Origin of the sequence: Anaeromyxobacter terrae (assembly GCF_022690685.1) — a bacterium.
GTDB lineage: Bacteria > Myxococcota > Myxococcia > Myxococcales > Anaeromyxobacteraceae > Anaeromyxobacter > Anaeromyxobacter terrae.
Window position 1 is genome coordinate 1 of sequence record NZ_JALCYY010000018.1, and the last position, 25,382, is coordinate 25,382.

The 25,382-nt window shown below is 74.2% G+C and carries 20 protein-coding genes and 1 pseudogene; 6 read left to right on the plus strand and 15 right to left on the minus strand.

Features of this window, described 5'->3' with window-relative positions:
- A partial coding sequence (locus tag MNY62_RS10085; protein WP_242344027.1) for an STN domain-containing protein occupies nt 1-1,634 on the plus strand: 1,634 nt, incomplete at its 5' end.
- Nucleotides 1,635-2,071: 437 nt separating this feature from the next.
- Here the strand turns inward: MNY62_RS10085 and MNY62_RS10090 are convergent.
- From MNY62_RS10090 to MNY62_RS10150, 13 genes and pseudogenes are all read right to left on the minus strand, one after another.
- Nucleotides 2,072-3,970, minus strand: a complete 1,899-nt coding sequence (locus MNY62_RS10090; protein WP_242344028.1) for a HEAT repeat domain-containing protein — start codon at nt 3,968-3,970, stop codon at nt 2,072-2,074.
- A 72-nt stretch (nt 3,971-4,042) separates the two neighbouring features.
- The gene (locus MNY62_RS10095) at nt 4,043-5,368 is read right to left on the minus strand and encodes a pseudouridine synthase (RefSeq protein ID WP_242344029.1); all 1,326 of its coding nucleotides are present in this window, start codon (nt 5,366-5,368) and stop codon (nt 4,043-4,045) included.
- Complete coding sequence (scpB, locus tag MNY62_RS10100; RefSeq protein ID WP_242344030.1) at nt 5,365-6,426, minus strand: SMC-Scp complex subunit ScpB; 1,062 nt, start codon at nt 6,424-6,426, stop codon at nt 5,365-5,367. Before scpB ends, MNY62_RS10095 begins: the two co-directional genes overlap by 4 nt.
- Nucleotides 6,423-7,325: a segregation and condensation protein A gene (locus tag MNY62_RS10105; RefSeq protein WP_242344031.1), complete on the minus strand. Its 903-nt coding sequence runs from the start codon at nt 7,323-7,325 to the stop codon at nt 6,423-6,425. The genes scpB and MNY62_RS10105 overlap by 4 nt, the downstream gene beginning before the upstream one ends.
- A 24-nt stretch (nt 7,326-7,349) precedes the next feature.
- Entirely contained in the window at nt 7,350-8,348 is a 999-nt protein-coding gene (gene trpS, locus MNY62_RS10110; protein ID WP_242344032.1) for a tryptophan--tRNA ligase, read from the minus strand.
- A gap of 5 nt (nt 8,349-8,353) precedes the next feature.
- Nucleotides 8,354-9,001 carry a site-2 protease family protein gene (locus MNY62_RS10115; protein ID WP_242344033.1) on the minus strand — a complete coding sequence of 216 codons (648 nt, stop codon included), beginning with the start codon at nt 8,999-9,001 and terminating at the stop codon, nt 8,354-8,356.
- Between the two features lie 115 nt (nt 9,002-9,116).
- Complete coding sequence (gene xerD / locus MNY62_RS10120; RefSeq protein ID WP_242344034.1) at nt 9,117-10,013, minus strand: site-specific tyrosine recombinase XerD; 897 nt, start codon at nt 10,011-10,013, stop codon at nt 9,117-9,119.
- Between the two features lie 53 nt (nt 10,014-10,066).
- Complete coding sequence (locus tag MNY62_RS10125; protein ID WP_242344035.1) at nt 10,067-10,690, minus strand: L-threonylcarbamoyladenylate synthase; 624 nt, start codon at nt 10,688-10,690, stop codon at nt 10,067-10,069.
- A gap of 180 nt (nt 10,691-10,870) precedes the next feature.
- Nucleotides 10,871-11,059, minus strand: a pseudogene (locus MNY62_RS10130) (hypothetical protein); the annotation flags it as partial.
- A gap of 34 nt (nt 11,060-11,093) precedes the next feature.
- Nucleotides 11,094-11,486, minus strand: a complete 393-nt coding sequence (locus MNY62_RS10135) for a general stress protein B (protein WP_242340197.1) — start codon at nt 11,484-11,486, stop codon at nt 11,094-11,096.
- Nucleotides 11,479-12,426 (minus strand): RimK family alpha-L-glutamate ligase, encoded by a 948-nt coding sequence (locus MNY62_RS10140; RefSeq protein ID WP_242344037.1) that lies wholly within the window; start codon nt 12,424-12,426, stop codon nt 11,479-11,481. Before MNY62_RS10140 ends, MNY62_RS10135 begins: the two co-directional genes overlap by 8 nt.
- 217 nt (nt 12,427-12,643) lie before the next feature.
- Nucleotides 12,644-15,436 (minus strand): [protein-PII] uridylyltransferase, encoded by a 2,793-nt coding sequence (glnD, locus tag MNY62_RS10145; protein WP_242344038.1) that lies wholly within the window; start codon nt 15,434-15,436, stop codon nt 12,644-12,646.
- Between the two features lie 25 nt (nt 15,437-15,461).
- Nucleotides 15,462-17,066 carry an N-acetylmuramoyl-L-alanine amidase gene (locus MNY62_RS10150; protein ID WP_242344039.1) on the minus strand — a complete coding sequence of 535 codons (1,605 nt, stop codon included), beginning with the start codon at nt 17,064-17,066 and terminating at the stop codon, nt 15,462-15,464.
- Nucleotides 17,067-17,392: 326 nt separating this feature from the next.
- On the opposite strand from MNY62_RS10150, the gene elbB reads away from it, so the two are divergent.
- The 3 genes from elbB (at nt 17,393) to MNY62_RS10165 (ending at nt 19,010) form a co-directional block, all read left to right on the plus strand.
- Nucleotides 17,393-18,058 (plus strand): isoprenoid biosynthesis glyoxalase ElbB, encoded by a 666-nt coding sequence (elbB, locus tag MNY62_RS10155; protein ID WP_242344040.1) that lies wholly within the window; start codon nt 17,393-17,395, stop codon nt 18,056-18,058.
- Nucleotides 18,059-18,238: 180 nt separating this feature from the next.
- Entirely contained in the window at nt 18,239-18,523 is a 285-nt protein-coding gene (locus tag MNY62_RS10160; protein ID WP_242344041.1) for a cytochrome c3 family protein, read from the plus strand.
- A 202-nt stretch (nt 18,524-18,725) separates the two neighbouring features.
- Nucleotides 18,726-19,010 carry a cytochrome c3 family protein gene (locus MNY62_RS10165; RefSeq protein WP_242344042.1) on the plus strand — a complete coding sequence of 95 codons (285 nt, stop codon included), beginning with the start codon at nt 18,726-18,728 and terminating at the stop codon, nt 19,008-19,010.
- A 98-nt stretch (nt 19,011-19,108) separates the two neighbouring features.
- On the opposite strand, the gene mutS is transcribed toward MNY62_RS10165, so the two are convergent.
- A complete protein-coding gene (gene mutS / locus MNY62_RS10170; RefSeq protein WP_242344043.1) occupies nt 19,109-21,763 on the minus strand; it encodes a DNA mismatch repair protein MutS in 2,655 nt (884 codons plus the stop codon).
- Nucleotides 21,764-21,887: 124 nt separating this feature from the next.
- Here mutS and MNY62_RS10175 point away from each other — a divergent pair, with 124 nt between their 5' ends.
- Complete coding sequence (locus MNY62_RS10175) at nt 21,888-23,567, plus strand: ABC1 kinase family protein (protein ID WP_242344044.1); 1,680 nt, start codon at nt 21,888-21,890, stop codon at nt 23,565-23,567.
- Nucleotides 23,568-23,643: 76 nt separating this feature from the next.
- On the opposite strand, the gene MNY62_RS10180 is transcribed toward MNY62_RS10175, so the two are convergent.
- Nucleotides 23,644-24,549, minus strand: a complete 906-nt coding sequence (locus MNY62_RS10180) for a hypothetical protein (RefSeq protein WP_242344045.1) — start codon at nt 24,547-24,549, stop codon at nt 23,644-23,646.
- Between the two features lie 108 nt (nt 24,550-24,657).
- Between MNY62_RS10180 and lexA the strand changes: the two genes are divergently transcribed.
- Nucleotides 24,658-25,359 carry a transcriptional repressor LexA gene (lexA, locus tag MNY62_RS10185; RefSeq protein ID WP_242344046.1) on the plus strand — a complete coding sequence of 234 codons (702 nt, stop codon included), beginning with the start codon at nt 24,658-24,660 and terminating at the stop codon, nt 25,357-25,359.
- Nucleotides 25,360-25,382: the final 23 nt, after the last annotated feature.

The following is a 25,382-nucleotide window of genomic DNA, read 5'->3' on the forward strand; positions in this document are numbered from 1 at the left end:
CGGCCCGCCAGGCGCCGCCGGCCCGGCCGGGCGGCGCGCCGCCGAAGAGCGCGGCGCACCCGGCGGCCCGCCCGGCCCCGTCGCCCCTCCCCCCCGTGCCGCCGCCGGCGCTCGGGAGCTATCCGCTCGTCGGCGACTGGCCGGCCGAGCCCTCCGGCAAGCACGTCACGCTCTCGGACACGGTCTCGCTCGACGACGCGCTCGAGAAGATCGCCGACGCGGCGGGCTGGAACCTCGTCCTCAACACCGGCAGGACCGGCAACATCCAGCTCGTCCTGAAGCTCCGCGACGTGCCGGTCGAGGACGCGCTCCGCGCCGCCCTGAGCGGAACGCAGCTCGAGGCGTCGCGGCGCCGCAACACGGTGGTGGTCGCGCCGTCGAGCGGACCGGTCGCGCGGCAGCCCACGCTCGTGGGGTTCGAGAAGCCGAGCGGGAAGCGCTTCACCGGCGAGTTCCAGGAGACCGACGTCGACGACGCGCTCCGTCAGGTCGCTGCAGCGGGCAGCCTCTCCATCGTCATCCCGCCCGGCGTGCGCGGCGAGGTGTCCGGGGTGTTCAACGCGACGCCGGTGGAGGACGCGCTGCGCGCGGTGCTCGACCAGGCCGGGCTCATGGCGGAGCTCCAGGGCGGCGTCGTGGTCGTGCGCGAGCAGCCCTTCGGCGGCTTCGCCGGCATCGGCGCGGAGGCGCGCAGGTCGGCCGAGCGCGCCCTGCGCGACGCGGACCGCGCCATGCGCGACGCCCAGCGCCAGTGGGGCGACGGGCGCGATACCGGCGAGGACGCCCGCGACCGCGTCGTGAACGGCGACGTCACCATCCGCAGCGGCGAGGAGGTCCGCGACGTCGTCGCCATCCGCGGCAACGTCCGCCTCGAGCCGGGCGCGACGGCGCGCGACGTCGTCGCGGTGCTCGGGAGCATCAAGCTGGAGGGCGGCGCGAACGTGCGCGACGCGACCGCGGTGCTCGGCAGCATCGAGGTCGGCCCCGGCGCGGTGGTGGAGCGGAACGCGACGAGCGTCGGCGGATCGGTCAAGCCCGATCCGCACGCGGCGATCGGCGGCGAGCAGACCAGCGTCTCGGTCCCGGGGCTCCCCGGCATCGGCGGGATCTTCGGGTCGAGCCTGCTCTTCGGCGGCGGCGACTCGGTGCTCTGGACGATCGGCCAGGTGCTCGCGAAGTTCGCGCTCTTCTTCGCGCTCGGGCTCCTCGTCGTCGCGCTCTTCCCGCGCCGCGTCGACTCCGTCGCGGGCACCATGCTCGCGAGCCCGTGGAAGTCGATCCTCACGGGCCTGCTGGGCATCGTCGCGACGCCGGTGCTCGCGCTCCTGCTCGTCGTGACGATCATCGGCATCCCGCTCGTCGCGGTGCTCGCCCTGCTCGTCCTCGCCGCCGGGGTGCTCGGGTTCACGGCCCTCGCCTTCCACGTCGGCCGCTCGCTCCCGCTCCCGCAGCGCGGCGCGTGGGTCCTGCAGCTCGCGATCGGCACCGCGATCGTCGTGCTCGTCACGCAGATCCCGATCCTGGGCGGGCTCGCCTGGATCGCCGCCGCCCTCATCACCTTCGGCGCTGCCATCCGGACGCGGTTTGGGCAGCAGGGGCCGGTCCTGCCGACCACGGTCGCGCCGAGTGTCTAATTAGACGGGGGCTGCGCCCCCGCCCCGCCGACGGCTGGCCGCCGTCGTCGGGGCCCCACCCCTGCTCGCCGGGTCCCGTGCGCCAACGCGTGGCGGCTTCGCCGCGAACGCGTCGGCGCCCCGGCGGGCTCGCTTTGCTCGCGGGGGCATGACCACGAGCCCTTCAAGCGCTGCGCCCCGGCTTCTTGCCGGGGGGGACGCACACGGGCCCCCCGGCTCGCTCCGTGCTCGCCTTGTCCAGTGCGCCGCCGCGTGACCTCTTCGCCGCGAACGCGGCGCGCTCCGGCGGGCTCGCTTTGCTGTCCTGTTCGCGAACCCAGTCGGCTGTTTCGGCCTCGGGCACCGCGCCCCGGGCGGCCTCGGTGCCTCTCGCCGCCATCGCGGTGGCGGCCCCGGCGGAGCACGGCGCTTGCCGGGCGCGAGCAACGATCGGCCGTCTAAGGCCGCGGCCGCGGCGCTCCGGAGGGGAGCTTCGCGAGCGCCTCGACCGCGGCGCGGCGGACGCGGCCGTAGTAGTCGCTCCGCAGCGCCTCGAGCCGCCCGGAGGCGGGCTCGTAGCGGAGCTTCCCCAGGGCGCGCGCGGCGGCGGCGCGCACCTCGGGCCGATCGTTCGTGAGCTGCGCCGCGATGACGGGCGCGGCCTCGCTCGCGCCCAGCGCGGCGAGTGCGTCGATCGCCTGCGCTCGGGCGGGCGCGTCCGGTCTCGCGAGGTAGGCCGCGAGCGGCGCCGCTGCGCCGGGCGCGCCGGTCCGGGCGAGGGCCGCGGCGGCGGTCGCCGCGGCCGGGCCGTCGAGCAGCCCCGCGAGCGCGGGCACCGCCTCCGCGCTTCCCGCCTCCCCGAGCGCCCGCGCGAGGGCGTCCGACCACTCCGGCTCGTCGAACTTCCCGGCGGCGGCCGCCTTCGCGAGCGCGCCGGCACCGCGCGTCCCCTGGCGGCCGAGCGCGTCGGCCGCGACGAGCCTCACCCTCGGATCCGGGTCCTCGAGCGCCGCGATCACGCGCTCGATCGCGCCCGGCGACCCGAGCTGGGCGAGCCCCTCCACCGCCCCTGCCCGCACCGGCGGCAGCGGATCGGAGGCGCGCTCGCGCAGGAGGCCGTCCGCACCGTCCGCGCGGAGCTTCCCTGCCGCCGCCAGCACCGCCCCGAGCTCCTCCGGCTCGCCCGCCGCGAGAGTCCCCGGCGCGCGCGCGGCGATCGCCGCCGCCCGGCGCATGAGCGCCGGTCCAGCCGAGGTCTGGCTGGTCCGCCCCAGGAACCGTGCGGCCGCGGTGCGGGTCGCCACGTCAGCGCGTCCCGGATCGAGCGAGGCTACGATGCGCGCCGCGGTCTCCGCCGTGGGCGCGCCGAGCGCCGCGAGGGCGGCGATCGCCGCCGCGGCCCCAGGGCGCCCCAGACGCGCGACGAACGGGCGGACCTGGCACTCGGCCTCGCGCGCCGCCGCCGCCTCCGCCGCCCGCTCAGCGATGACGGGATCCCGCGTCCGCTGCGCGACGCCGCAGAGGGCCACGCCGACCTCCGGCGCGGCCGGGAGCACCGCGAGCGCGTCGGCGGCCGCCGCGGCGATCCGCGCGGGACCGTCCGCAGCGACGAGCGCGAGCGCCGGCGCGGCGGCGGGATCTCCGAGCCGTGCGAGGGCCGCCGCCGCCGCCTCCGCGGTGGCCACGTCGCCCTCCGCGAGGAGCGCCTCCAGGAACGGTCGCGCGCTCCAGTCGCCCGCCTCGGCGAGGCCGCGCGCGGCCGCGGCCGCGAGCGGCGGATCCGGGTTCCGGTTCGGATCGACGAGCGGGAGGAGCCGCTTCACCGCGTCGGCGCGCGCGCTCGCGCCGATCTCCTCGGCCGCGCCGGCGCGCGCCGGGCCCGCGTTCGCCGCGAGCGCCGCGACGTTCCGCTCCCACAGCGCACGCGCCTCCGCCTCGACGGCCTCGCGCAGCGAGACCCCGAGCGCGTCGAGCGCCTCGGCGATCGCGGTGCGCGCCGCCGGTCCCGTCGTCCCGTACGCGCGCACGAGATCCTCTCGTCCGCCGCCCTCCGCGCCGAGCCCGACGAGCCCGCGGGCCGCTGCGGCGGAGACGTCCGGCGCCGGATCGAGGAGGAGCGCGCCCAGCGCCTCCGCCGCGCCGGGGCCGCCGCGCGCTGCGAACGCCTCCGCGGCGGCGCGGCGGACGAGCGCGCTCGGGTCGCGCTGGGCGACGAGGAGGACCGGGAGGTCGCCGCCGCGACCGAGCGCGCGCACGGCGGCGGCGCGCCGCTCCGGATCGGATGCATCGAGATCCCCGCGCGTGCAGGCGAGGGCGCCGAGCGCGGCGGCGAGGACGAGGGCGCGTCGCGTGAGCATGGCCGGGCATGCTCCGTCAGGAGCCCGCCCAGGCGCAAGGAGGTGCGCGTGCGACCGCCTCGGCGACGCGCCTCAGCGGCCGCGCCGGGATCCGCCCCGCGGCTCGCGGCGGCCAGCGGCCCCGGTCCGACCGCGGCCCTCTCGCGCGTCCCCGCGCGGCGGACGCTCGCCAGCACCCTGCGCGCGGCGGTCCTTCCGGCCGGACTGCTCCGGAGGGTTTGGACGGTCTCTCCGCTCGGGACGATCCGTGCGCCCCGCGCGATCCCTGCGGTCACCCCGGTCCGGACGGCCGGTCCGCTCCGCCCGGTCGCTGCGGTCGCCACGGTCCGGGCGATCTGCCCGCCCCGCGCGATCCCTGCGGTCACCCCGGTCCGGACGATTCGTCCGCTCCGCTCGGTCGCCGCGGTCCGGACGATCCACCCGCTCCGCCCGGTCGCCACGGTCCGGACGGCCGGTCCGCTCCGCCCGGTCGCGGCGTTCGCCACCCTCCGGACGAGCCGCGCGCTCCCCAGCCTCCGCCCGCTCCCCACCGCCGCGCGCGCCTTCCCCGCGCGGCGCGGGAGCCTCTGGCGGAGCCGGCGGCCCGTGGCCATGCCGGCGCGCCGCACGCGGGAGGTCCCGGGGCGGCGCCGTCGCCGCTCCGGGGGCGCCGCCGCCGAGCCCGACCGCGGCCTTCAGGGCGCGCAGCTCGACCGGCGTGAGCGCCCGGAACTGGCCGGGCCTGAGGCCTTCCACGGTCACGCCGCCGAACTCGGGCCGGTAGAGCCGCTGGACGAAGAGACCCACCGCCTCGCACAGCCGCTTCACGAGGTGGAAGCGCCCCTCCCCCACGACCACGCGGATCCAGACGTTCTTCTCGGCGCGCTCGTGGGGGACCGCCTCGAGGGCGCGCGCGGGTCCGTCCTCGAGCCGCACGCCCGAGACCATCCGCTCGAGCGCGCCCGGCGGCGGCTCGCCGCGCACCTTCACGAGGTAGGTGCGGCGATGGCCGTAGCGCGGGTGCGCGAGACGGTTCGAGAGCTCGCCGTCGTCGGTGAAGAGGACCGCCCCCTCCGCGTCGTAGTCGAGCCGCCCGACCGAGAACACGCGCTCCTTCACGCCGCGCAGGTACTCGAGCGCGGTGGGGCGGCCCTCGGGGTCGGACGCCGTCGTCACGCAGCCGGGCGGCTTGTAGAGCAGGTAGTAGCTCTTCGTGTCGCGGCGCGAGGCGAGCTTCCCGTCGACGGTGACGAGGTCGCGGTCCGGATCGACCCTCGACCCGAGCTGGGTGACCCGCTGCTGGTTCACCTTCACGCGTCCGGCGAGGATGAGCTCCTCCGCCTTGCGGCGCGAGGCGACCCCCGCCTCCGCGAGGAACTTCTGCAGGCGCACGCCGTCTCCGCTCGCGCCGCCCGTCATCGCTGCGCCTCCGGCCCCTCGTCCTCGTCGCCCTTCTTCTGGTCGTCGAGCGTGGCCTGCACCGCCTGGCTCTTCTCGTCGGCCGCCTCGATCGCGCGCTCGAGCTCCTCGAGGGCAGCGTCGCTCTCGGCGCGCTTCGCCTCGAGATCGGCGCGGAGCTTCTCGTCGGCGAGGTCGGCCACGATGCCGGAGATCCCGCCGTCCTGCGGCTCGGGCTGCTTCTCGACGATCTCGCGGTGCTCCTCGGAGAGCTCGTGGAACTCGCGCAGCGTCGGCAGCGAGGCGAGATCCTTTAGCGCGAAGAACTCGAGGAACTCGCGCGTCGTGCCGTAGAGCATCGGACGCCCGGGCTCCTCCTTCTTGCCGAGGATCTTGATGAGCTTCCTCTCGAGGAGCGCCTTCACGACCGCGCCGCAGTCGACGCCGCGGATCTCCTCGATCTCGGGCCGCGTGACCGGCTGGCGGTAGGCGATGATGGCGAGCGTCTCCAGCGCGGCGCGGGTGAGCCGCTGCGGCTTCACCTTGAGCCAGCGGCGCGCAAAGGCGGCGTTGTCCGGCGAGCTCCGGAGCTGCCAGCCCCCGGCGACCTCGTGCAGCACGATCCCGCAGACGCCCTCGCGGTAGTGGCCGGAGAGCTTGTCGAGGGCCTTCTCGACGCGATCGAGCTCGATGCCGGTCGCCTGGCGCAGCTCCTCCGAGGTGAGCGGGCGCTCGGCGAGGAACAGCAGGGTCTCGAGGATCGTCCGCACGCGGTCGGCGCTGAGCCGCTTCGCGGCCGCGGCGAGCTTCTCGAACGGCTCCTCCTTCTCCTCGTCGGCGCCGGGCGCGTCGATGGCGGCCGACTCGACCTCCTCGAGCTCCGGGTCGCCGGCCTTCGCATCCTCCGCGGCCTGCATCGCCTGGAGCTCGGCCTCGGACACCCCTCCCGCGGGCGCGCCGGCCCGCGCCCCCGCGCCGCCGCGGCCGGCGGGCTCCGCCGCCTCCGGGGCCGGCGCGCTCGGCTCCGCCTCGGCGGGCGGCGCGCTGGGGGTCGTCGAGTCGTCGTGATCCACGGTCATCGATAGTCCTCTCCCCCGGGCGCCGGAGCGTCGTCGCCGAGGGTGTCCTTCGCCTCGACGAGGATCTCCGCGCCGGGGCCGGCCTCGTCGAGCGAGGCCTGGAAGATCCGGATGAGCTTCAGCTTCGCCATCTCGAGGATCGCGAGGAACGTCGCGATCACGTCGGCGCGCGTGTGCCGCCGCTCGGCCGGGCCGGAGAGGAGCTCCTCGAACGTCGCGCGGCGCGTGAGGCGCAGCACGTCGGCGACGCGCGCGATGGCGTCGGTGATGGTGAGGCGGTCCGTCACCACCTCGTGCGTGTGCTCGGGCCGCGCGTGCTTGAGGGCGCGATCGAGCGCCTCGATGAGCTTGAAGACGGAGACGTCGGCGAGCCCCTCGGGCCCGTCCGCCGCCGCGGGCCGCTCGACCCGCGCCCTGCGGGCGAACACCGTGCGCTCGAGGATGTCGCGCTCGCCGAGCTCCTCGCCGGCGGCCTTGTACTTCTGGTACTCGAGCAGGCGCCGCACGAGCTCGGCGCGCGGGTCCACCCCGACGTCCTCCACGCCGGCCGCGTCCTCGGCGACCTCGGTCCTCGGCAGGAGCAGCTTCGACTTCATCAGCATGAGCTGCGCCGCCATGTGCAGGAACTCGCCGGCGATGTCGATGTCGAGCTCGCGCATCGCCTCGAGCGTCGCGAGGTAGCTCTCCGTGATCCGCGCGATGGGGATGTCGAAGAGATCGACCTCGTGCTCCTTGACGAGGTGCAGGATGAGGTCGAGCGGGCCCTCGAACGGCGGCTCCCCGGCGCGGAGCGGCGGGAGGGTGACCCGGAACGCGTCCGCAGCGGCGCGCGCGGAGGCCTCCTCGGCCGCCTGCTCGGCGCCGGCGGCCGCGTCGCTCTCCGGGTGGTGCCTTGCCATCGCTAAGGGACGCCCCCGTGCTCCTCAGGCGAGCTTCAGCTTCATCGCCCCGCGGACCTCGTCCAGCGTGCGGGCCGCCACCGCGCGGGCCTTGGAGGTCCCGAGCTGGACGAGCGCGTCGACGTCCGCCGGCCGGGCGAGCAGCGCCTCGCGCCGCTCCCGCATCCGCTCCTGCTCGGGCAGGAGCTTCTCGAGGAGCTTCTTCTTGCAGTCGACGCAGCCGATCCCCGCCGTGCGGCAGTTCACGTCCACCCAGGCGACGGTCTCCGGCTCGCTCGTCACCTTGTGCAGGTAGAAGATCCCGCAGACGTCCGGGTTGCCCGGATCCTGGCGGCGCTTGCGCGCGGGGTCGGTCACCATCCCCATGATCTTCTTCGTCGTCGACTCGGCGCTCTCGCCCAGGTCGATGGTGTTCCCGTAGCTCTTCGACATCTTCCGCCCGTCGGTGCCGAGGATCTTCGGCGCGGCGGTGAGGAGCGGCTGCGGCTCGGGGAACACCTCGCCGTAGTGGTGATTGAACCGGCGGGTAATCTCGCGCGAGAGCTCGAGGTGCGGGACCTGGTCCACGCCCACCGGCACGCGCGTCGCCTTGTACGTGATGATGTCCGCGGTCATGAGGACCGGGTAGCCGAGGAAGCCGTACAGCGCGAGGTCGCGGTCGGTGATGTTCTCGCGCATCTCCTTGTACGACGGGGAGCGCTCGAGCCAGCCGAGCGGCGTGATCATGCCGAGGAGCAGGTACAGCTCCGCGTGCTCCTTCACCTCGCTCTGCACGAAGAGCGTCACCTTCTGCGGATCGACGCCGGCGGCGATGAAGTCGACGAACATCTCCCGCTCGGCGCGCTTGATGACGCCGGGGTCGTGGTAGTTCGTCGTGAGCGCGTGCCAGTCGGCGCTGAAGAAGTAGCAGGTGTTCTCTTCCTGCAGCCGCACCCAGTTCGCGAGGGCGCCGTGGAGGTGGCCGAGGTGGAGGCGGCCGGTGGGCCGCATGCCGCTGACGACGATGGGGCGCTGTTCGGACATCGGACCTAGGTGGCGATCGAGAGGGTCAGCTGCTGGAGGAGGCCGAAGACGAACACGACCGGCGGGTAGATGAGCCCGCGGCCGAAGACGATGAGGCCGAGGAGGATGAACGGCGAGAACCGCGCGAACTGCTCCCACGCTGGCCTGAAGCGGTACGGCATGAGGTTCTCGGCGACGTGGCTGCCGTCGAGGGGCGGCACCGGCAGCAGGTTGAAGATCGCGAGCCCGGCGTTCACGATCATGAGCCGCTGCAGGAACTCGAGCGCGCCGCCGCCGGGCCGGACCGTCTCCGGAGAGAACCGGAAGATGAGGCCCAGCGCGATGGCGGCGATCGTGCCGAGGAGCAGGTTCGAGAGCGGCCCCGCCGCGCTCACGAGGATGTCCCCGGTCGACTGACGGACGCCCCGCCGGAACCGCGCCGGGTTGACCGGCACGGGCTTCGCCCAGCCGATCGGCGCGCCGAGGAGCGGCAGCAGGAGCGTCCCGATGGGATCGATGTGCGGCACCGGATTCAGGGTGAGTCGACCGAGGCGTGCTGCCGTGTCGTCCCCGAGTCGCCAGGCGGACCACGCATGGAAGAACTCGTGGAACGTCAGGGAGAGCAGGAGCACGATGAGGTTCAGCACCCGCTCGAGGATGAGGGCGTTGTCCAACCTAAAGCCTCGCAGGGAAAGGGGGTTCTTTAGCAGCACGGGGGTGGCCGGTCAACGCGGACGACGGCCGCTCGCCCCCTCGGAGCCGAAGCTGCGCGCGCGCGGCCGGGCCGCTTCAGGCCCGCGGGTGGAAGCGGTCGTACAGCCGCTTCACGTGGCTGCGATCCACGTGCGTGTAGATCTGCGTCGTGGACACGTCCGCGTGCCCGAGCATCGCCTGGACGGCGCGGAGGTCGGCCCCGCCCTCGAGGAGGTGGGTCGCGAACGAGTGCCGGAGCTTGTGGGGCGAGATGCGGCGCCGGATGCCCGCGGCGCGGGCGTAGCGCCCGAGGAGCTTGGCGAACCCCTGCCGCGTCATCCGGCCGCCCCGCGGCGTGACGAAGAGGTCCTTGGTGCGGCGCCCGCGCAGGAGCCGCTCGCGGGCGATGGCGAGGTAGGCCTTCACCGCCTCCGCCGCCGGCGCGCCCACCGGGACGATCCGCTCCTTGTTCCCCTTCCCTCGCGCGATGAGCACCCGGGTCTCGAGGTTCACGTCGTTGACGCCGAGCGAGACGAGCTCGGAGACGCGCAGGCCGGTCGCGTACAGGAGCTCGAGCATGGCGCGGTCGCGCAGGCCCGCCGCGCCGCGCGGGTCGGGCGCCGCGAGGAGCCGCGCGATCTCGTCGTGCGAGAGGAGCTCCGGCAGGCGCCGGCCCGGCGCCGGGGAGTCGATCTCGTCGGCCGCGTCGAGCGCGGTCAGCCGCTCCGCGAACAGCAGCCCGTGCAGCGAGCGGATCGCGGAGAGCGCTCGCGCCTGCGAGCGCGGCGAGAGCCCGCGGCGGACGAGCTCGGCGAGGTGGACCTGGATCTCGGTCCGGCCGACCCGCTCCCAGGCGGTGACGCCGAGCGCGTCGAGGTGCTCGACGTAGCGCCGCAGATCGCGCAGGTACGCCTCCACGCTGTTCTCGGCGAGGCCCTTCTCGACGCGGACGTGCGCGATGAACAGGTCGAGCGCGGGCTCGAGCGGCGACATGGGGCGACGATAGCGCGGGGCGCCGCGCGGTCCAGTTCGCGGCCCGCTCGCGCTTACGCGAGCAGATCGGACACGTCGCCCTTGCCGACGCGGAGCACCTGCGGCTCGGCGCCGGAGAGGTCGATCACCGAGGACGGCTCGTTCGGCTTGTAGCCGCCGTCGAGCACGAGCTCGAGGCCGTGCCCGAGCCTCTCCTTGATGTCGTGCGCGTCGATGAGCACCTCGCCGTCCGGGGTCGCCGCCGAGGTGGAGATGAGCGGGTGGCCGAGCCGCCGGACGATCTCGAGCGCGATGGGGCTGTCGGGGATGCGGATGCCGACGGTCTTCTGGCGGCGCAGGACGAGGTCGGGGACGAGCCGCGTCGCCGGGAGGATGAACGTGTACGGCCCGGGCACCTTGCGGCGCAGCACGCGGTAGGCGGCGTTGTCGACGATCGCGTAGCGCGAGATCTCGGCGAGGTCCTGGCAGATGAAGGACAGCTCGTGCGAGCGGGGCAGCTGCTTCAGCTGGTAGATCCGCTCGATCGCGCGCTTGTCGAAGAGATCGCAGCCCAGCCCGTAATAGGTGTCGGTCGGGAAGGCCAGCAGCCCGCCGGACGAGAGCACCGACACCGCCCGCTCGACCACACGGGGCTGGGGGTGCAGCGGATCGATCTCGACGATGGGGGCGACCGGCATGGGCGCCTCCTTACTAGCAGTTTTCTCGGCCCGGTGGGAGGTTCGGAACGCCCCACCTTTCCAGCCGGCCCGTGCGTGGTCACGCACTCTCGGCGAAACGAGCGCGCCCGCCCGGGATCCCCGGACGGGCGCCTCGCGGCGTCGCCGCCGCGTTCAACTCCTCGCCGACCGTCAGCTGCGAGACTTGCCGCGCTCGATGAGCTCGCGGACCTTCTGCCCGCCCTTGCGGCCGATCTCCTCGTAGAACGAGTGGCCGCGCTCGTCGCGGACGGCGATGCCGCCCTTGCGCCCCGCCTCCGACACCGTCATCCCACGGCGACCCTCTTCCGGCTCACCGCGCCGCGCGCCGCCCTTCTCTTCGTCCGCCATCGTACCCCCCCCTCAAGAGCACCTCATCGGTGCATCAACGCTCGCCGCCCGTGTGCCCGGCGCCAGCGTCCTCCTCCGCCCCAGCCTTCCCCTTCTCGATGAGCTCGCGGACCTTGTGGCCGCCCTTCCGGCCGATCTCCTCGTAGAACGGCGTCCCGCGCTCGGCCTTGATCGTCTCGCCCCCCTTCTTCCCGATCTCCTCGTAGAAGCGCGGGCCGCGCTCGGCCTTGACGGTGTCGCCACCCTTCTTGCCGATCTCCTCGTAGAACTTGCGACCCCGCTCGGCCTTGACGGTCTCGCCGCCCTTCTTGCCGATCTCCTCGTAGAACTTGCGACCCCGCGTCTCGCGGACCCGCACGCCGCCCTTGCGACCGGCCTCCGAGACCGTCATCGCTCCCTTGCTGCCGCCCTTCTTCTCCTCAGCCATTTGTCGCCCCCGTCCAGTCAGGAACAATGTGGTCGCTGGCCACGCGCCGGCGCAGCGCCCGACCGAGCACGTGCTCGGCGATGGCCTCCGCCATGTCGAGGCCCGTGGCCTCGAGGATCCCCTGCCAGCTGGGGTTCCCGTTCACTTCGATGACGGTGGGCCCTTCGGGTCCCACCACGACGTCGATGCCCGCGTAGTCGAGCCCGATCGCGGACGCCGCAGCTTCGGCCACCGCCGCGAGCCGGGACCCGAGCGGCACCGCCTCGGCCCGGCCCCCGGTGGCCACGTTCGTGCGCCAATCCCCGGGAGGCGCGTGCCGCTCGATCGCGGCGCGTGCGCGCCCCCCGACCACGAACACCCGGACGTCGCGCCCGGGATGAGGAACGTAGCTCTGGAGGTAGACCGCGCCCTCTCGCGCGAGCCGCTCGCGGACCACGGCGCGCCCGCTGGTGTCCGCGCGGAGCCGCTCGACCCCGTCCCCGAGAGAGCCCGCGATCGGCTTCACGACCGCTTCCCCGAGCGCCGCGAGCGCGCCCTCCGCGCCACGCGCGGTCTGCGCCACCGCGGCGCGGGGCGTCCGCACGCCGGCGCGCGCCAGGAGCCACGACGTGCGGAACTTGTCCTGGGCGGCGAGGAGCGGGTCGATGCGGTTCACCACCACGGCGCCGGCGTCCTCGAGCGCGCGGTAGATCTCGAACTGCACGTCGGCGTCCCCCGCGCGGCCCATTCCCCGGGCGAGCACGAACGCGTCGAAGGTCTCGCCTTCGCGACCCTCCGCGGTCACCGATACGACGCCGTCGCTGTCCACGATCGCCGAGAGCTCCGCCGGATCGATCACCGCCGCCTCGCCGTGGCGAGCGCAGGCGCTGACGAGCCGCTTGCTGTGCCAATCGTCCTCGGGCCAGGCGGTCACGATCCCGATTCGGATGACATCGTTCATGCGACGCTTGCTTCCCTTCCCCTACCCCGACCGCCCGCGCAACACGGTGTCCACGCCCGGTCGGCTGGACAAGAGCGCGCCATCCCGCATCTTTTCGGTGGTGCCCGAACGAGCCGCGCTGCGCTCCCCACGCGGAGGACGCAAGCACCGGGTCGTGAGAGATCGCGCGCCGCGAGCCGGCGCGGATGGGCTCCGCGATGACGCCTAGGGAGCGGGCCTAGCGCGAGCCCTGCTCGGGGCGGGAGAGCGCGGCGGTGAGCGCCGCGACCACGCGCGCCGCGCGCTCGCCCTCGAGCGGCGCGCCGTCGGGCGTGCGGACGTAGAAGGCGTCGGACGCACGGTGCCCCTCCGTGGAGATCCGGGCGAGATCCACGGAGAGGTTCAGCTCGTAGAACGTGCGGGCGAGCGTGTGCAGGAGCCCCACGCGATCGGCGGTGAACACGTCCACCACCGAGTGCGTGCGGGCGCTGTCGTTGTCGATGACGATCTTGGTGGGCACGCGCGGGAGCGGCTTCTCGGGGAGCGAGGAGGCACGCAGGCGGCGCGCGAGCAGCGCGTCGAGCGACTCCTCCCCTGCGAGCACGCGCGCGAGATCGGCCCGCGCCGCCCGCCAGCGCGCCGGCTCGACCGCGCCCTCCTCAGGCCCGCGCAGCTCGAACACGTCGAGCGCCCGCCCCGCGAGCCAGCCGAGGCCGGGATCCTCCGCGGTCGAGAACACCTCGGCGGCCTGGATGTCGATGCGGTGCGCGGCGAGCACGCCCGCGACGGTCGCGAGCAGGCCCGGCCGATCCCGCGCCGCGAGCGACAGCTCGGAGTAGCCGAGCGGCGGGTGGTGCCGGAGCGCGGTCGCGACCGGCAGGTCCCGCCCGAACCGCAGGAGCCGCAGGTGGCGCGGGGCGAGCGCGGGATCGACGGTGACGAAGTAGCGCGCCGGCATCGCCTGGACGAAGCGGGCGTGCTCCGCGTCGACCGCGCCCCCGCGCGCGCGGAGCGCGGCGGCGACGCGCTCGCGGCCCGCCGCCTCCGCGGTGCCCGGCTCCGGGCGGCGCTCGCCCCTCTCGAGCACCTCGCGCGTCTTCCCGTAGAGCTCGCGGATGAGCCGCGCCTTCCAGTCGGTCCAGGTGCGCGGCCCGACCGTCGCGATGTCCGCGTAGGTGAGGAGGTACAGCTTGTCGAGCCGGTCCTTCGTCCCCACCTCCTCGGCGAACGCGTGGATGAGGTCGGGGTCCGACAGGTCGCGCCGCTGCGCGATGGCGCTCATGCGCAGGTGCTTCAGGACCAGCCACTCGATGTCGGCGGCGTCGGCCGGGTCGAGCCCCATCCGCACGCACGCCTCGGCGGCGATCTCCGCCCCGCGCGCGGAGTGATCCTTCCCCGCCCCCTTGCCGATGTCGTGGAAGAGCGTCCCGAGGTACAGCGCGAGCGGCCGCTGCACCGTCCGCGCGAGGTCGCCGAGCCCGTCCTCCGTCACGTCGCCGCAGCGCAGCGCGAGGAGGCGCCGCACCGCGAACAGCGTGTGAACGTCCACGGTGTACACGTGGTAGACGTCGATCTGGCGTCGCGCCGTCACCCGCGCGAACTCGGGCAGGACGCGGGGAAGGACGCCGATCTCGTGCATCAGCGTGAGGAAGCGCCCGCGCGTCCCCGGGCGCGTGAAGCACGCGAGCAGCTCCTGGTTCAGCTCGGGATCGCTCGCCGCCTCCGGCGCCAGCTCCTCCGCGGCCTGCGCGGCGAGGTCGCGCGCGTAGGGGTAGAGATCGAGCTGCTCGCGATCGGCGGTCGCGAAGAGGCGCACGAGCGCGGCCGGGGACCGCCGCAGGACGTCGGTGTCGACCACGGTGAGCCGCCCGCGGAAGACCTTGAACTCCCCGCCGGGCAGGAGCCGCTCGGTCGAGCGCGCCGGCCGCCCGCCCATCACCGGCACCGCCCGCTCGGCGCCGAGGGTCGCCGCGGGCGGCGGCACCATGCGCCAGCCCATCGCCGCCTGCGGCTCGAGGCAGCGGTCCACGATCGCGTCGCTGGCGACGAGGACCGTCTTCGCCGCCAGGTAGTAGTGGCGCATGAACTCCTCGACGGCCGAGCCGTGCTCGCGGTCGAGGTAGCCCATCGCCCGCGCCACCTCGGGCTGGACGTCGAAGGTGAGCTGGTCCCACTTGCGGCCGGCGAGGTAGTGCATCTCGTTGCGGACGCGCCAGAGGAAGTCGCGCGCGCGCCGCATCTCGCGGATCTCGCGCTCGGGGAGGAGCGCGCGGGCGAGGAGCTCGGTGATCCCGGCCACCTTGAAGCGGACGCGGGCGAGCCAGAGGGCGGACTGGAGGTCCCGGAGGCCCCCCTCCGACTCCTTCACGTTCGGCTCGAGGAGGTAGATCGAGTCGCCGAACCGCTCGCGCCGCGCGCGCATCTCGTCGAGCTTGTCGGCGAGGAACTTCTCCACCTTCTGGGCCGAGAGCCCGTGCAGCTCCTCGCGCTCGAGCTCCGCGTACAGCGCGCGATCGCCGGCGAGCCAGCGCAGGTCGAGGAGCGCGGTGCGCGCGGTGTGATCCTCGGTGGCGAGCTCGTCGCAGGCCCGGAGGTCGCGCACGCCGTAGCCGACCTCGAGCCTCAGGTCCCACAGCGAGTAGAGGAACCGCTCGCTCGCGGCCTTCACGAAGGCGTCGGGCTCGCCCGGGCCGTGCAGCACGAGGAGATCGAGGTCGCTGAACGGCGCGAGCTCGCGCCGCCCGTAACCTCCGAGCGCGACGAGCGACACGGCCGTGGGCGCCCGCTCGTCGCCGGCCGCGACGCAGGCGCGCTCCCACAGCGCCGCGACGATCCGGTCCATCGCCGCGCTCTGGAGGCGGACCACCGTGTGGCCGCTCCCCCCTGCGCGGTGCACCTCCTCGACGAACCGGCGCTGCGCGGCGAAGTCCGCCTTGACGTCGCCGGTGAGCGGCGGCAGCTCGGCCAGCCGCGCCTCGAACTCGAAGGGCGCCGCGGCCGGCAGGGTCGGGTGGACGTCGGGCAGGCGCATCACGCGAATATAGCTGGGCGACGGCTCACCGCACGGCGGCGACCCGCGCCTCGCTGCGCGCGAACGCAGTCACGGCCCGCGTGATCCCCGCCGCGACCTCGTCCTGGTAGCGATCGGACGCGAGCCGCTGCTCCTCGACGCGGTTCGAGATGAACGCGGTCTCCACGAGCACCGCCGGCATCCGCGCTCCGAGGAGCACGTAGAAGAGCGCGCTCTTCACGCCGAGATCGCGCACCTCGCCGACGCGCGCCCGGACGCCCGTCGTGAGCTCGCGCTGCACGAGGCCCGCGAGCCGCTCCGATGCGCCGGCGCTCGCCTTCGCGTCGAGATCCGTGAGGATTCGCCCGGCGTCCCCGGCGCCACGGTCGGACGGGTCGATGCCGTTCTCGCGCGCCGCGAGCCGGGCCGCGTAGCGGTCGTCGGCGACGTTGAGGAAGTAGGTCTCGACCCCGCTCCGGTTGCGGCGGGGGTGCGCGTTCGCGTGGATCGACACGAACAGGTCGCCCCCCGCGGTGTTCGCGATCGCGGTGCGCTCCTCGAGCGCCAGGTACCGGTCGTCCTTGCGCGTCAGCGCGACCTCGAACCCCGCGGCGCGCAGCCGGGTCGCGAGCCGCTTGGCGATGGCGAGCGTCACCTGCTTCTCGCGCACCCGGCGCGGGCCGATGGCGCCCGGGTCGTGCCCGCCGTGACCGGCGTCGACCACGATGCGCCGGATGCGCGTGGGCAGGTCGTGCTCCGGCGCGCGCTCGACGCGCTTGAAGGACGCGGGCACCGCCGCGGTGCGGCCGGTCGCGGCGGAGGGCGGCTCGGGTGCCGGGCGCGCCGGCTCGGCGGGCGGCGGCGCCTCGGCGACGCTCCGGCGCGCGGAGACCGTCCCGACGTCCACGATGAGCCGCGGCGGGTCGTCGAGGCCGAAGAGCTGCACGCGATCGGTGCCGGGCAGGTCGAGCACGACGCGGACCGTGTCGGCGTCGTTCTGCGCGGCGCGCACCCGGTCCACCCGCTCGCCCGCGACCGGCCGCGCCAGCGCGCGTCCTGCGAGCGAGGCGGGACGGAGATCCACTGCGAGCCGGCGCGGAAGGCCGACCGCCGGCGCGAGCTCGAGCTTCTGCCAGCCCACCCAGTGCGACAGGTAGATGGCGACGCGCGTGTAGTCGTCGGTCGACCAGGTGCGCACGTCGGTGACCCGCGCGCGCCCCTCCCCGCCCGACTCGCCGAGCGCGAGCGCAGGGGCGGAGCCGGCGCCGGTGAGGTCCGCCAGCGCGGCGTCGAGCTCGGGATCGGGCTCGGAGTCCTGCGGCGTCTCCTCGGGCGCGGGCGAGGTGGCGCCGCCGCGACCGCGCGACGGCTTCGGCGCAGGGCGGTCGTCTCCCGCCTCCCGGCGGATCGCGGCCGCGAGCACGCCCGCCTCGCGGGAGCCGAGCTTCGCTGCCCGCCCCGCGTTCAGCAGCGCCTTCTCGCGATCCGCCTCGTCGGCCGACCAGCGGTAGAGCGCGTACCTCGCGCGCGCCGCCTCGAGGAACGCGGGCGCCCGGTCCTTCCCCTTCGCGGCACGGACGAGCCCCGCGATGGCGTGCTCCCAGTGGTGCCGGTAGCGGCGCTTCTCGCGGTCCTGCGTGAGCGCGCGCATCGCCGCCTTCGCGCTCTCGAGCCCGCTCTGCCTCGCGCGCGGCGACTGGCGCGCCTTCGCGGGGGCGCGAGCGGCGCGTGGGCCGGGCTTGACGGATCGCGACGCCGCCGCGGGCTTGGCGCGGTGCGTCGCGGCAGAGGTCCCGAGCGGGGCCGCGAGAGCGAGGAGGAGAAGGGCAAGCGACCCGCGGCCCATGAGACGACCAGTCTCGGCGACGGCGATATCGAGGTCCACTTTTCGGCCGCACGGCGCCCGCGGTGGGGCGCTGTCCCACCCCCGCGCCCCGGCGTACGATTGGCGCCCTTGTTCCTCTGCGGAGGTGTCCCTTGGCCAATCCCAAGCGCGTGGGCGTCGTCCTCGCCGGCTGTGGCTTCCTCGACGGCGCCGAGATCCAGGAGGCGACGTGCACGCTGCTGTCCCTCGATCGCCGCGGCGCGGAGCTCGTGGCCGCCGCGCCCGACGTGGAGCAGCTGCACGTCATCGATCACAGGCGCCAGGCGCCGGCGCAGGGCGAGCGGCGCAACGTCCTCGCCGAGTCCGCGCGCATCGTCCGCGGGCAGATCCGCGATCTCGCGGCGCTGTCCGCGAACGATCTCGATGCGCTCGTCTTCCCCGGCGGCTTCGGCGTGGCGAAGAACCTCTGCTCGTTCGCCGTCGAGGGGCGCTCGATGCGGGTCCTGCCCGAGGTGGAGCGGCTCGTGCGCGAGATGCGAGCCGCCTCGAAGCCGATGGGCTTCATCTGCATCTCGCCCGTGATCGCGGCGCGCGTGCTCGGCGCCGAGGGCGTGCAGGTCACCATCGGGAACGACGCGGACACCGCCGCGGCGATCGCGTCGTGGGGCGCGCAGCACGTCGAGCGGCGCGTGGACGAGATCGCGGTGGACGATCGGCTGAAGGTGGTGTCGACGCCTGCCTACATGCTCGGTCCATGGATCTCCGCGGTCGCGACGGGGATCGACAAGCTCGTCTCGGCAGTGCTGGAGATGGCCTGAGCGCTAAGCGAATCGAGACCGCCGAATGGGGTCCCGCGCGCAAATGAGACGCTTTCTCAATCGACCAATCTGGGCGGCGACGACCCTGCGCATTTATGTCTCGGCTTCTTGAATATCGAGTAGGCTCCGCCGTCCCTAAGCCGGGCGGGCTGGTCCGCCCCGATCTCAGGAGCACGACAAGTGACCAAGTTCTTCGCTGCGCTGTTCGCCGTCGTCGTCGCCACCGCCACCTTCGCCGCTGACACGGGCCCCGAGACCATCACGCTCGAGGCCAAGAACGGCAACATCACCTTCCCGCACAAGGCGCACCAGGGGAAGCTGAAGTGCGAGACCTGCCACGCGACCGCCGCGGGTGGCAAGATCGAGGGCTTCGGCAAGGAGAAGGCCCACGGCACCTGCGTCGAGTGCCACAAGAAGGAGGCGAAGGGCCCGACGAAGTGCGCGGAGTGCCACAAGAAGGCGTAACGCGCTCGTCGAGTCGTTCGCAGTGACGAGGGGCCGGGAGACCGGCCCCTTTCATTTTGTCCAAAGCCATCCGCGCCCACTGCGGCGGCCCGCCGCGCGCCGACAAACCGCAGCGACCTCTCACCGAGCGTCGCTCTACATTGCGACGCCACGCCGCGGCGGGATCCACCCGCCGTGCATGCGAACACGTGAGGTCACGCAGATGAAGATCCGGATCGTTTCGCTCGTCGCCGCCGTCCTCTTCGCGGGTGCCGCCTTCGCGGCGGACGCGCCGGCCGCGCCGGTCACGCTCCAGGCGAAGAACGGAAACGTCACCTTCAACCACAAGACGCACGCCGCCGTGAAGTGCGAGACCTGCCACGCGACTGCCGCGGGCGGCAAGATCGAGGGCTTCGGCAAGGACAAGGCCCACGCCCTCTGCGTCGAGTGCCACAAGAAGGAGGCGAAGGGCCCGGCGAAGTGCGCGGAGTGCCACAAGAAGGCGTAGGGCGCGCCGCAGCGCTCCTGGGATAGAAGTCAGGCTTAAGGGACGGAGGGGCCGCGAGTGCGGCCCCTCTTTTTTTTCCGGCGGTCTCTCGACCGTTGCTACCGGCCGTCGAGCTTCGCACGCCAGGACGCGAGGAGGTTCAGCGCGTCGAGCGGGCGGAGGGTGTCGGGCTCGGTGGCGCGGAGCGCGGCGGCGATCTCGAGGAGCGCGGGGTCCACCGGCGCGGGGGGCGGCGCGAACAGCCCGAGCTGGCTCTGCGGCTCCGGGCGCCGGGGCTTCCGGCCGCGGGCGAGCGCCGCGTGGCCGCCCTCGTCGACCTCGAGGGCCTCGAGGTTCTTCAGGATCTCTCTCGCGCGCGCGAGCACCCCGGCCGGCAGCCCGGCGAGCTTCGCGACCTCGATGCCGTAGCTCCGCGACGCGCCGCCGTGGACGAGCTTGCGCAGGAACACCACCTGATCACCCACCTCGCGCACGGCGACGGTGAGGTTCCGGACGGCGGGGCGCTCGCGGGCGAGGTCCTGAAGCTCGTGGTAATGCGTCGCGAAGAGCGTGCGGCAGCCGACCTCGTCGTGCAGGTGCTCCGCGACCGCCCACGCGATGGAGACGCCGTCGAAGGTGGAGGTGCCGCGCCCGATCTCGTCGAGCACCACGAGCGAGCGGCGCGTCGCGTTGTGCAGGATGGCGGCGGTCTCGGTCATCTCGACCATGAAGGTCGAGCGGCCGCGGGCGAGATCGTCGGACGCGCCCACGCGGGTGAAGATCCGATCGACGACCCCGACGCGCGCCCGGCGGGCCGGCACGAACGCGCCCATCTGCGCGAGGAGCGTGACGAGCGCCGCCTGCCGCATGACCGTGCTCTTGCCGGCCATGTTCGGACCGGTGATCACGTGCAGCGCGCCGAGCTTCTCGCAGTCGGGCGCGCCGCGCGAGGCGACGAGCACGTCGTTCGGGACGAACGCGGCCGGCCCCTCGGGGAGCACCGCCTCGACCACCGGGTGGCGACCGTCGACGATCTCGAGCACCTCGGAGCCGTCCACCTCCGGCCGCGCGTAGCCGCGCTCCGCCGCGACGCGCGCGAGGCCGAGCAGCGCGTCCGCGGTCGCGGCCGCCTCGGCGGCGGTGCGGACGCGGGGCGCCGCCTCGATCACCTGCTGGCGCAGCTCCTCGAACAGGCGCGCCTCGATCCCGAAGCGCCGCTCCTCGGCGGTGAGCACCGTCTCCTCGAAGCGCTTCAGCTCCGGGGTGACGAACCGCTCGCCGCCGACGGTGGTCTGGCGCCGCTCGTAGTCGGCGGGCACCGCGTGGAGGTTCGCCTTCGTGACCTCGATGTAGTAGCCGAAGACCTTGTTGAAGCGGACCTTGAGCGAGCCGATCCCGGTCCGCTCCTTCTCGCGCGCCTCGAGGCGGGCGATGAACCCCTTGCCGTCCTCGGCGACGGCGACGATCTCGTCGAGCTCGGGCGAGAAGCCGCGCCGGATGAGCCCGCCCTCCTTGAGCGTCGCCGGCGGCTCCTCGGCGACCGCGCGATCGAGGTGGGCGCCGAGCTCCTCGAGGCCGCGCAGCCGCTCGCCCGAGCCGCGCAGCAGCGCCGCGGTCCGCGCGCCGAGGAGGTCCGCGAGCGCGGGGAGCGCGAGCAGCGCGCCGGCGAGGGCGCGCAGGTCGCGGGCGTTCCCCTGCCCCAGCACGAGGCGCGACAGGAGCCGCTCCGCGTCGGCGACGGGGCGGAGCGCCGCCGCGAGGTCCTCGCGCGCGACCGAGGAGCCCACGAGCTCCTCGACGGCGTCGAGGCGCGCGTGGATGCCGGCGAGATCGGTGAGGGGGTAGCGGAGCCACTCCGCGAGCCGCCGGCCGCCGGGCGCGGTCACGCTCCGGTCGAGGAGCGCGAGCAAGGAGCCCTTCTTGCGGGCGCCCACGAGCGTGCGCTCGAGCTCGAGGTTCGTGCGCGTCGCCTCGTCGAGGAGGAGGACGTCGTCGGTGCGCAGGCGCGAGATCCGATCGACGTGGCGTGGCGACGCGCGCTGGGTGTCCGAGAGGTAGGCGAGCGCGGCCGCCGCCGCGGAGAGGCCGAGCGGCTCGCCCGCGACGCCGAAGCCGTCGAGGCTCGCGACGCCCAGGTGGCGCCGGAGCTTCTCCTCCGCCCGCTCGTAGTCCGCAGCCGGCCGGCGCGCGGCGGGGACCCCGACCGCCCGCAGGACGCGCTCGACGCGGGCGTCGTCCGCGCCGAGCGGCAGCACGAGCTCGCGCACGCCGGCGCGCCGGAGCTCGTCGACGAGCCGCGCGTCGTCCCGCACCTCGCCACACTGGAGGTGCCCGGTCGACGCGTCGAGGAGCGCGAGCCCGGCGCGGTTCTCGCCGAGCGCGACCACGCCCAGGTAGCTCGCCTCGCGCGGATCGAGCACCTGGTCGTCGAAGACCATGCCCGGGGTCACGACGCGCGTGACCTCGCGCTTCACGAGCGCCGACTTCCCCGGCTCCTCGACCTGGTCGCAGATGGCGACCTTGAAGCCCTTCTCGAGCAGCTTCGCGACGTAGCCGCGCGCGGCGTGGTGCGGCACGCCGCACATCGGCACCTTGTCGTCGCCCTTCGAGCGCGCGGTCAGGGTGATCTGCAGCGCCTCGGAGGCGGTGAGCGCGTCCTCGAAGAAGAGCTCGTAGAAATCGCCGAGCCGGAAGAAGAGGAGCGCGTCCGGGTACCTCGCCTTCGTCTCGAGGTACTGCCGCATCATCGGAGTGGCCTGGGCGATCTCCGGCATCGGGCCGTGGGTTCTACCACGGGGCACCCACCCGCGCGCCGCCGGAGGCGCGGCGCGGGTGCGCGGACGGACCCGCACGCCGCGTGGCGAGGCCGGGATCGCGGTGCTAGAGTCCGCCCGTCTCATGCTCGAGCGAACCCTCCAGGACCTGAACCGGCTCCGCCAGATCGCCTACGCGGTCGCGCGGCACGGCTTCGGCTCCTACCTCGAGAAGACGCGGCTCCGCGACGTGCTCGGGCGCGACGCCCCGCCGGCGGAGGGCGCGCCGCTGCCGCCGCCCGATCGCAAGACCGCCGCGCGGTTCCGCCAGCTCCTCGCCGAGCTCGGGCCCACGTTCACGAAGCTCGGGCAGCTCCTCTCGACCCGGCCGGACGTGCTCCCGTCGCACTGGATCGACGAGCTCGAGTCGCTGCAGGACGACTGCCCGCCGCTGCCGATCGCCGAGGTGCTCCACCAGATCGAGCGCGGCCTGGGCCGCCGCGTCGAGGAGCTGTTCGCCTCGCTCGACGAGGTCCCGCTCGCGAGCGCGTCGATCGCCCAGGTGCACCGGGCGGTGACGCACGCGGGCGAGACGGTCGTCGTGAAGGTGCAGCGCCCCAGGATCCGCGAGCAGATCGAGTCCGATCTCGCCCTCCTCCACTACCTCGCGCGGCTGCTCGAGGCGGTCGTCGAGGAGACCGGCATCTACACGCCGACCGGGATCATCGAGGAGTTCGACCGCACCGTCCACGAGGAGCTCGACTTCGGGAACGAGGCCCGGAACGCGCGCGAGATGCGGGACGCCGCCGAGGGGCGCGAGGTCGTCGTCATCCCCCGCGTCCACGCGGAGCTCTCCTCCTCGACGATCCTCACGCTCGACTACGTCGAGGGGAAGAAGATCTCCGACGTCCGCACCGAGGACGGCCACGACCTCGAGCAGGTCGCGAAGAACGTCATCGAGACGGCGTTCCGGCAGCTCTTCGAGGACGGGCTCTTCCACGGCGACCCGCACCCGGGGAACATCCTCGTCCTCCCGGACGACCGGATCGCCCTGCTCGACTTCGGCCTGGTCGGCCGGCTCACGCGGCAGCAGCAGGAGTCGCTCGTCACGCTCATCGTGGCGGTCGCGCTGCGCGACCCGGACACCGTCGCGCGGCTCCTCAACCGGATCGGGGTCCCGGAGGCGCACACCCCCATCGCCGACTTCCGCGAGGACATCCGCGGGATCCTCGACCGCTACCTGGGCCTCAAGCTCGACGAGATCCGGACCGCGACCCTGCTGCGGGATCTGCTCGATCTCGCGATCCGCCACCGGATCCGGATCCCGAAGGAGTACGCGGTCCTCGCGAAGGCCGCGATCACGATCGAGGGGATCATCCGCCGGCTCCACCCGAAGCTGGACGTGCTCGAGGTGGGGCTGCCGTACGCGAAGGAGCTGCTCCTCGCGCGCTTCAACCCCTCCGACGCGTCCGGCGTCCTCATGAAGTCGCTCCTCAAGCTGCAGGGGCTCGCCGAGGACGTGCCGAGCCAGCTCAGCCAGATCCTGGTCGATCTCGAGGGCGGTAAGTTCCGGGTGAACGTCGCGGGCGACGCGATGGACCGGATCGGCGCGCAGGTCCGCGCGCTCGGGGTCATGGTCTTCCTCGGGCTCCTCGCGGCGGGGCTCACCGTGGGCGGCCTCGTGGTGCTCGCGAGCCCGACCGCCCACCTCCTCGGCTGGCTCGCGCTCGCGGGCTCCGTGCTCCTCTCCCTCTCCGCGGCCGGGTACCACGTCGCGACCGTGCGGATGAAGAAGATCTCCGTCCGGCAGCTCCTCCGCCGCTGACCGAACGCCCGGTGCTGGGGCTCGCCGCGCGTCGATCGTCGAACGCGGGCAGCGCGTCCGCTCGCGCAGTCCCCGTTCAATCGCCCGCGTCGGCGCAGACGAGCGCCGCGAGGGAGCCGAGCCAGGCGAGGTCCACGGCGGCCGCGACGCCGGCCGCCGCGACGGCGAGCATGAGGTTCGGCCCGGCGAGCACGAGCGCCGGCGCGTCCCTCACGAAGCCCGTCGCGGCGCCCCCGAAGGCCTCCACCGTCGCCGGCGCGAGCGACGCGATGAACCCGAAGACCATCGCCGCGAGGACGAACGTCCCGGGGCGCGCGAGGAACCGCCGCGCCGCGGAGGCGAACGCGGAGCCCGGGCCCTCCGCCCGCAGCGCCGCGCGCGCGACCGCAGCGTCCGCGACGACCGAGAGCGCGAGCGGGACGGCGATCGCGAGGGTCAGCGCGGCGGCGACCGCGAAGGCGAGCGCCGCGGAGCCGTGCCCGCCCGCCGCCTGGAGGGTGATGCGCAGCGCCGCGATCGCGAGCGTCACGGCGAACAGCCCCGCGGCGAGGTCGAGCACGAGGCCGAGGAGCGCCGTGGCGAGCACCCGCGGGGTCCCGTAGGCGACCCCCGCCGCGAAGCGCGGCGCGCGCGGCTCCCTTGCCGCCGCGCCCGCGAGCGTCGGCAGCGCGCCCGCGAGCCAGACGACCCGCAGCGCCGCGCCGCAGAGCGCCCCCGCGAGCCACAGGCCGACGACGAGCGCCAGGAACCGGGGCGAGGTGGCGGTCGCGACCGCGCCGGCGATCGCCGCGCCGGGATCGAGCGGCCGGTGCGAGAGGGCGAGCAGCGCGCCGCGGACGACCAGCGTCCAGGCGACGACGAGGGCGGGCCAGGTGAGCGCGCGCCGGGCGATCGCGACGACGAGCCCTGGGGCGAGGAGCCAGGCCTCGCGGCGCAGCGCGGAGAGGCCGAGGCCGAGGGCGGCGCCGAAGGTCGGGGGCACGGGCGGACGGTAGCCGTCGCGCGCGCCGCGGGCAACCGCGTGGCCGCGTTCTTGCCTTCTGAACGTGGGGCCAGTATACCGGTGTTCAGTCCAGCTCCAGGAGGACCGATGGACGCGCTCACGGACCGGCAGCTCGAAGTGCTCCGCTTCATCGCCCGGCAGATCGAGGACTGCGGCTACCCCCCGACCATCCGCGAGATCGGCGAGGCCCTCGACATCCGCTCGACGAACGGCGTCAACGACCACCTGAAGGCGCTCGAGCGCAAGGGCTACCTCACCCGCGACCCGGTGAAGTCCCGCGCCCTCATCCCGACGCCGCAGGGGCGCGAGACGCTCGGCGGCAACGGCGGCGCGCGCACGTCGAACGTGGTCCCCTTCACCCGCACCCCCGCCCCTGCCCTGAAGCCGATGGGCCGGCTCGTCGAGATCCCGATCATCGGCCGCGTCGCCGCCGGTCAGCCGATCCTGGCGCAGGAGCGCGTCGAGGACACGGTGCAGGTGGACTCGTTCCTGCTCGGCACGAACAAGAAGGTCTACGGCCTGCGCGTGCAGGGCGACTCGATGATCGGCGACGGGATCCTCCCCGGCGACTACATCTTCGTGAAGAAGCAGCTCCACGCCGAGGATGGGGAGATCGTGGTCGCCATGATCGACGAGGAGGCGACCGTGAAGCGCGTCTACTTCGAGGGCGACCGCGTGAGGTTCCAGCCTTCGAACCCGCGGATGGCGCCCATCTACGTGCGCGCCTCCGACTTCCGCACGACGATGATCCTGGGCGTCGTGGTGGGCGTCTACCGCAAGCTCGGCTGAGCGCAGGCCGGGCGCCCGCCTGA

What these genes read in the sequence shown, in the direction of transcription:
- MNY62_RS10125 (WP_242344035.1), bottom strand. Translation starts at nt 10,690, where the DNA reads ATGCCGGTCGCCCCCATCGTCGAGATCGATCCGCTGCACCCCCAGCCC.
- MNY62_RS10140 (WP_242344037.1), bottom strand. Translation starts at nt 12,426, where the DNA reads ATGAACGATGTCATCCGAATCGGGATCGTGACCGCCTGGCCCGAGGAC.
- MNY62_RS10150 (WP_242344039.1), bottom strand. Translation starts at nt 17,066, where the DNA reads ATGCGCGCGCTCACGCAGGACCGCGAGAAGCGCCGCTACCGGCACCAC.
- MNY62_RS10165 (WP_242344042.1), top strand. Translation starts at nt 18,726, where the DNA reads ATGAAGATCCGGATCGTTTCGCTCGTCGCCGCCGTCCTCTTCGCGGGT.
- scpB (WP_242344030.1), bottom strand. Translation starts at nt 6,426, where the DNA reads ATGACCGTGGATCACGACGACTCGACGACCCCCAGCGCGCCGCCCGCC.
- trpS (WP_242344032.1), bottom strand. Translation starts at nt 8,348, where the DNA reads ATGTCCGAACAGCGCCCCATCGTCGTCAGCGGCATGCGGCCCACCGGC.
- mutS (WP_242344043.1), bottom strand. Translation starts at nt 21,763, where the DNA reads ATGCCGGAGATCGCCCAGGCCACTCCGATGATGCGGCAGTACCTCGAG.
- xerD (WP_242344034.1), bottom strand. Translation starts at nt 10,013, where the DNA reads ATGTCGCCGCTCGAGCCCGCGCTCGACCTGTTCATCGCGCACGTCCGC.
- MNY62_RS10175 (WP_242344044.1), top strand. Translation starts at nt 21,888, where the DNA reads ATGCTCGAGCGAACCCTCCAGGACCTGAACCGGCTCCGCCAGATCGCC.
- MNY62_RS10095 (WP_242344029.1), bottom strand. Translation starts at nt 5,368, where the DNA reads ATGACGGGCGGCGCGAGCGGAGACGGCGTGCGCCTGCAGAAGTTCCTC.
- MNY62_RS10105 (WP_242344031.1), bottom strand. Translation starts at nt 7,325, where the DNA reads ATGGCAAGGCACCACCCGGAGAGCGACGCGGCCGCCGGCGCCGAGCAG.
- glnD (WP_242344038.1), bottom strand. Translation starts at nt 15,436, where the DNA reads ATGCGCCTGCCCGACGTCCACCCGACCCTGCCGGCCGCGGCGCCCTTC.
- lexA (WP_242344046.1), top strand. Translation starts at nt 24,658, where the DNA reads ATGGACGCGCTCACGGACCGGCAGCTCGAAGTGCTCCGCTTCATCGCC.
- MNY62_RS10135 (WP_242340197.1), bottom strand. Translation starts at nt 11,486, where the DNA reads ATGGCTGAGGAGAAGAAGGGCGGCAGCAAGGGAGCGATGACGGTCTCG.
- MNY62_RS10090 (WP_242344028.1), bottom strand. Translation starts at nt 3,970, where the DNA reads ATGCTCACGCGACGCGCCCTCGTCCTCGCCGCCGCGCTCGGCGCCCTC.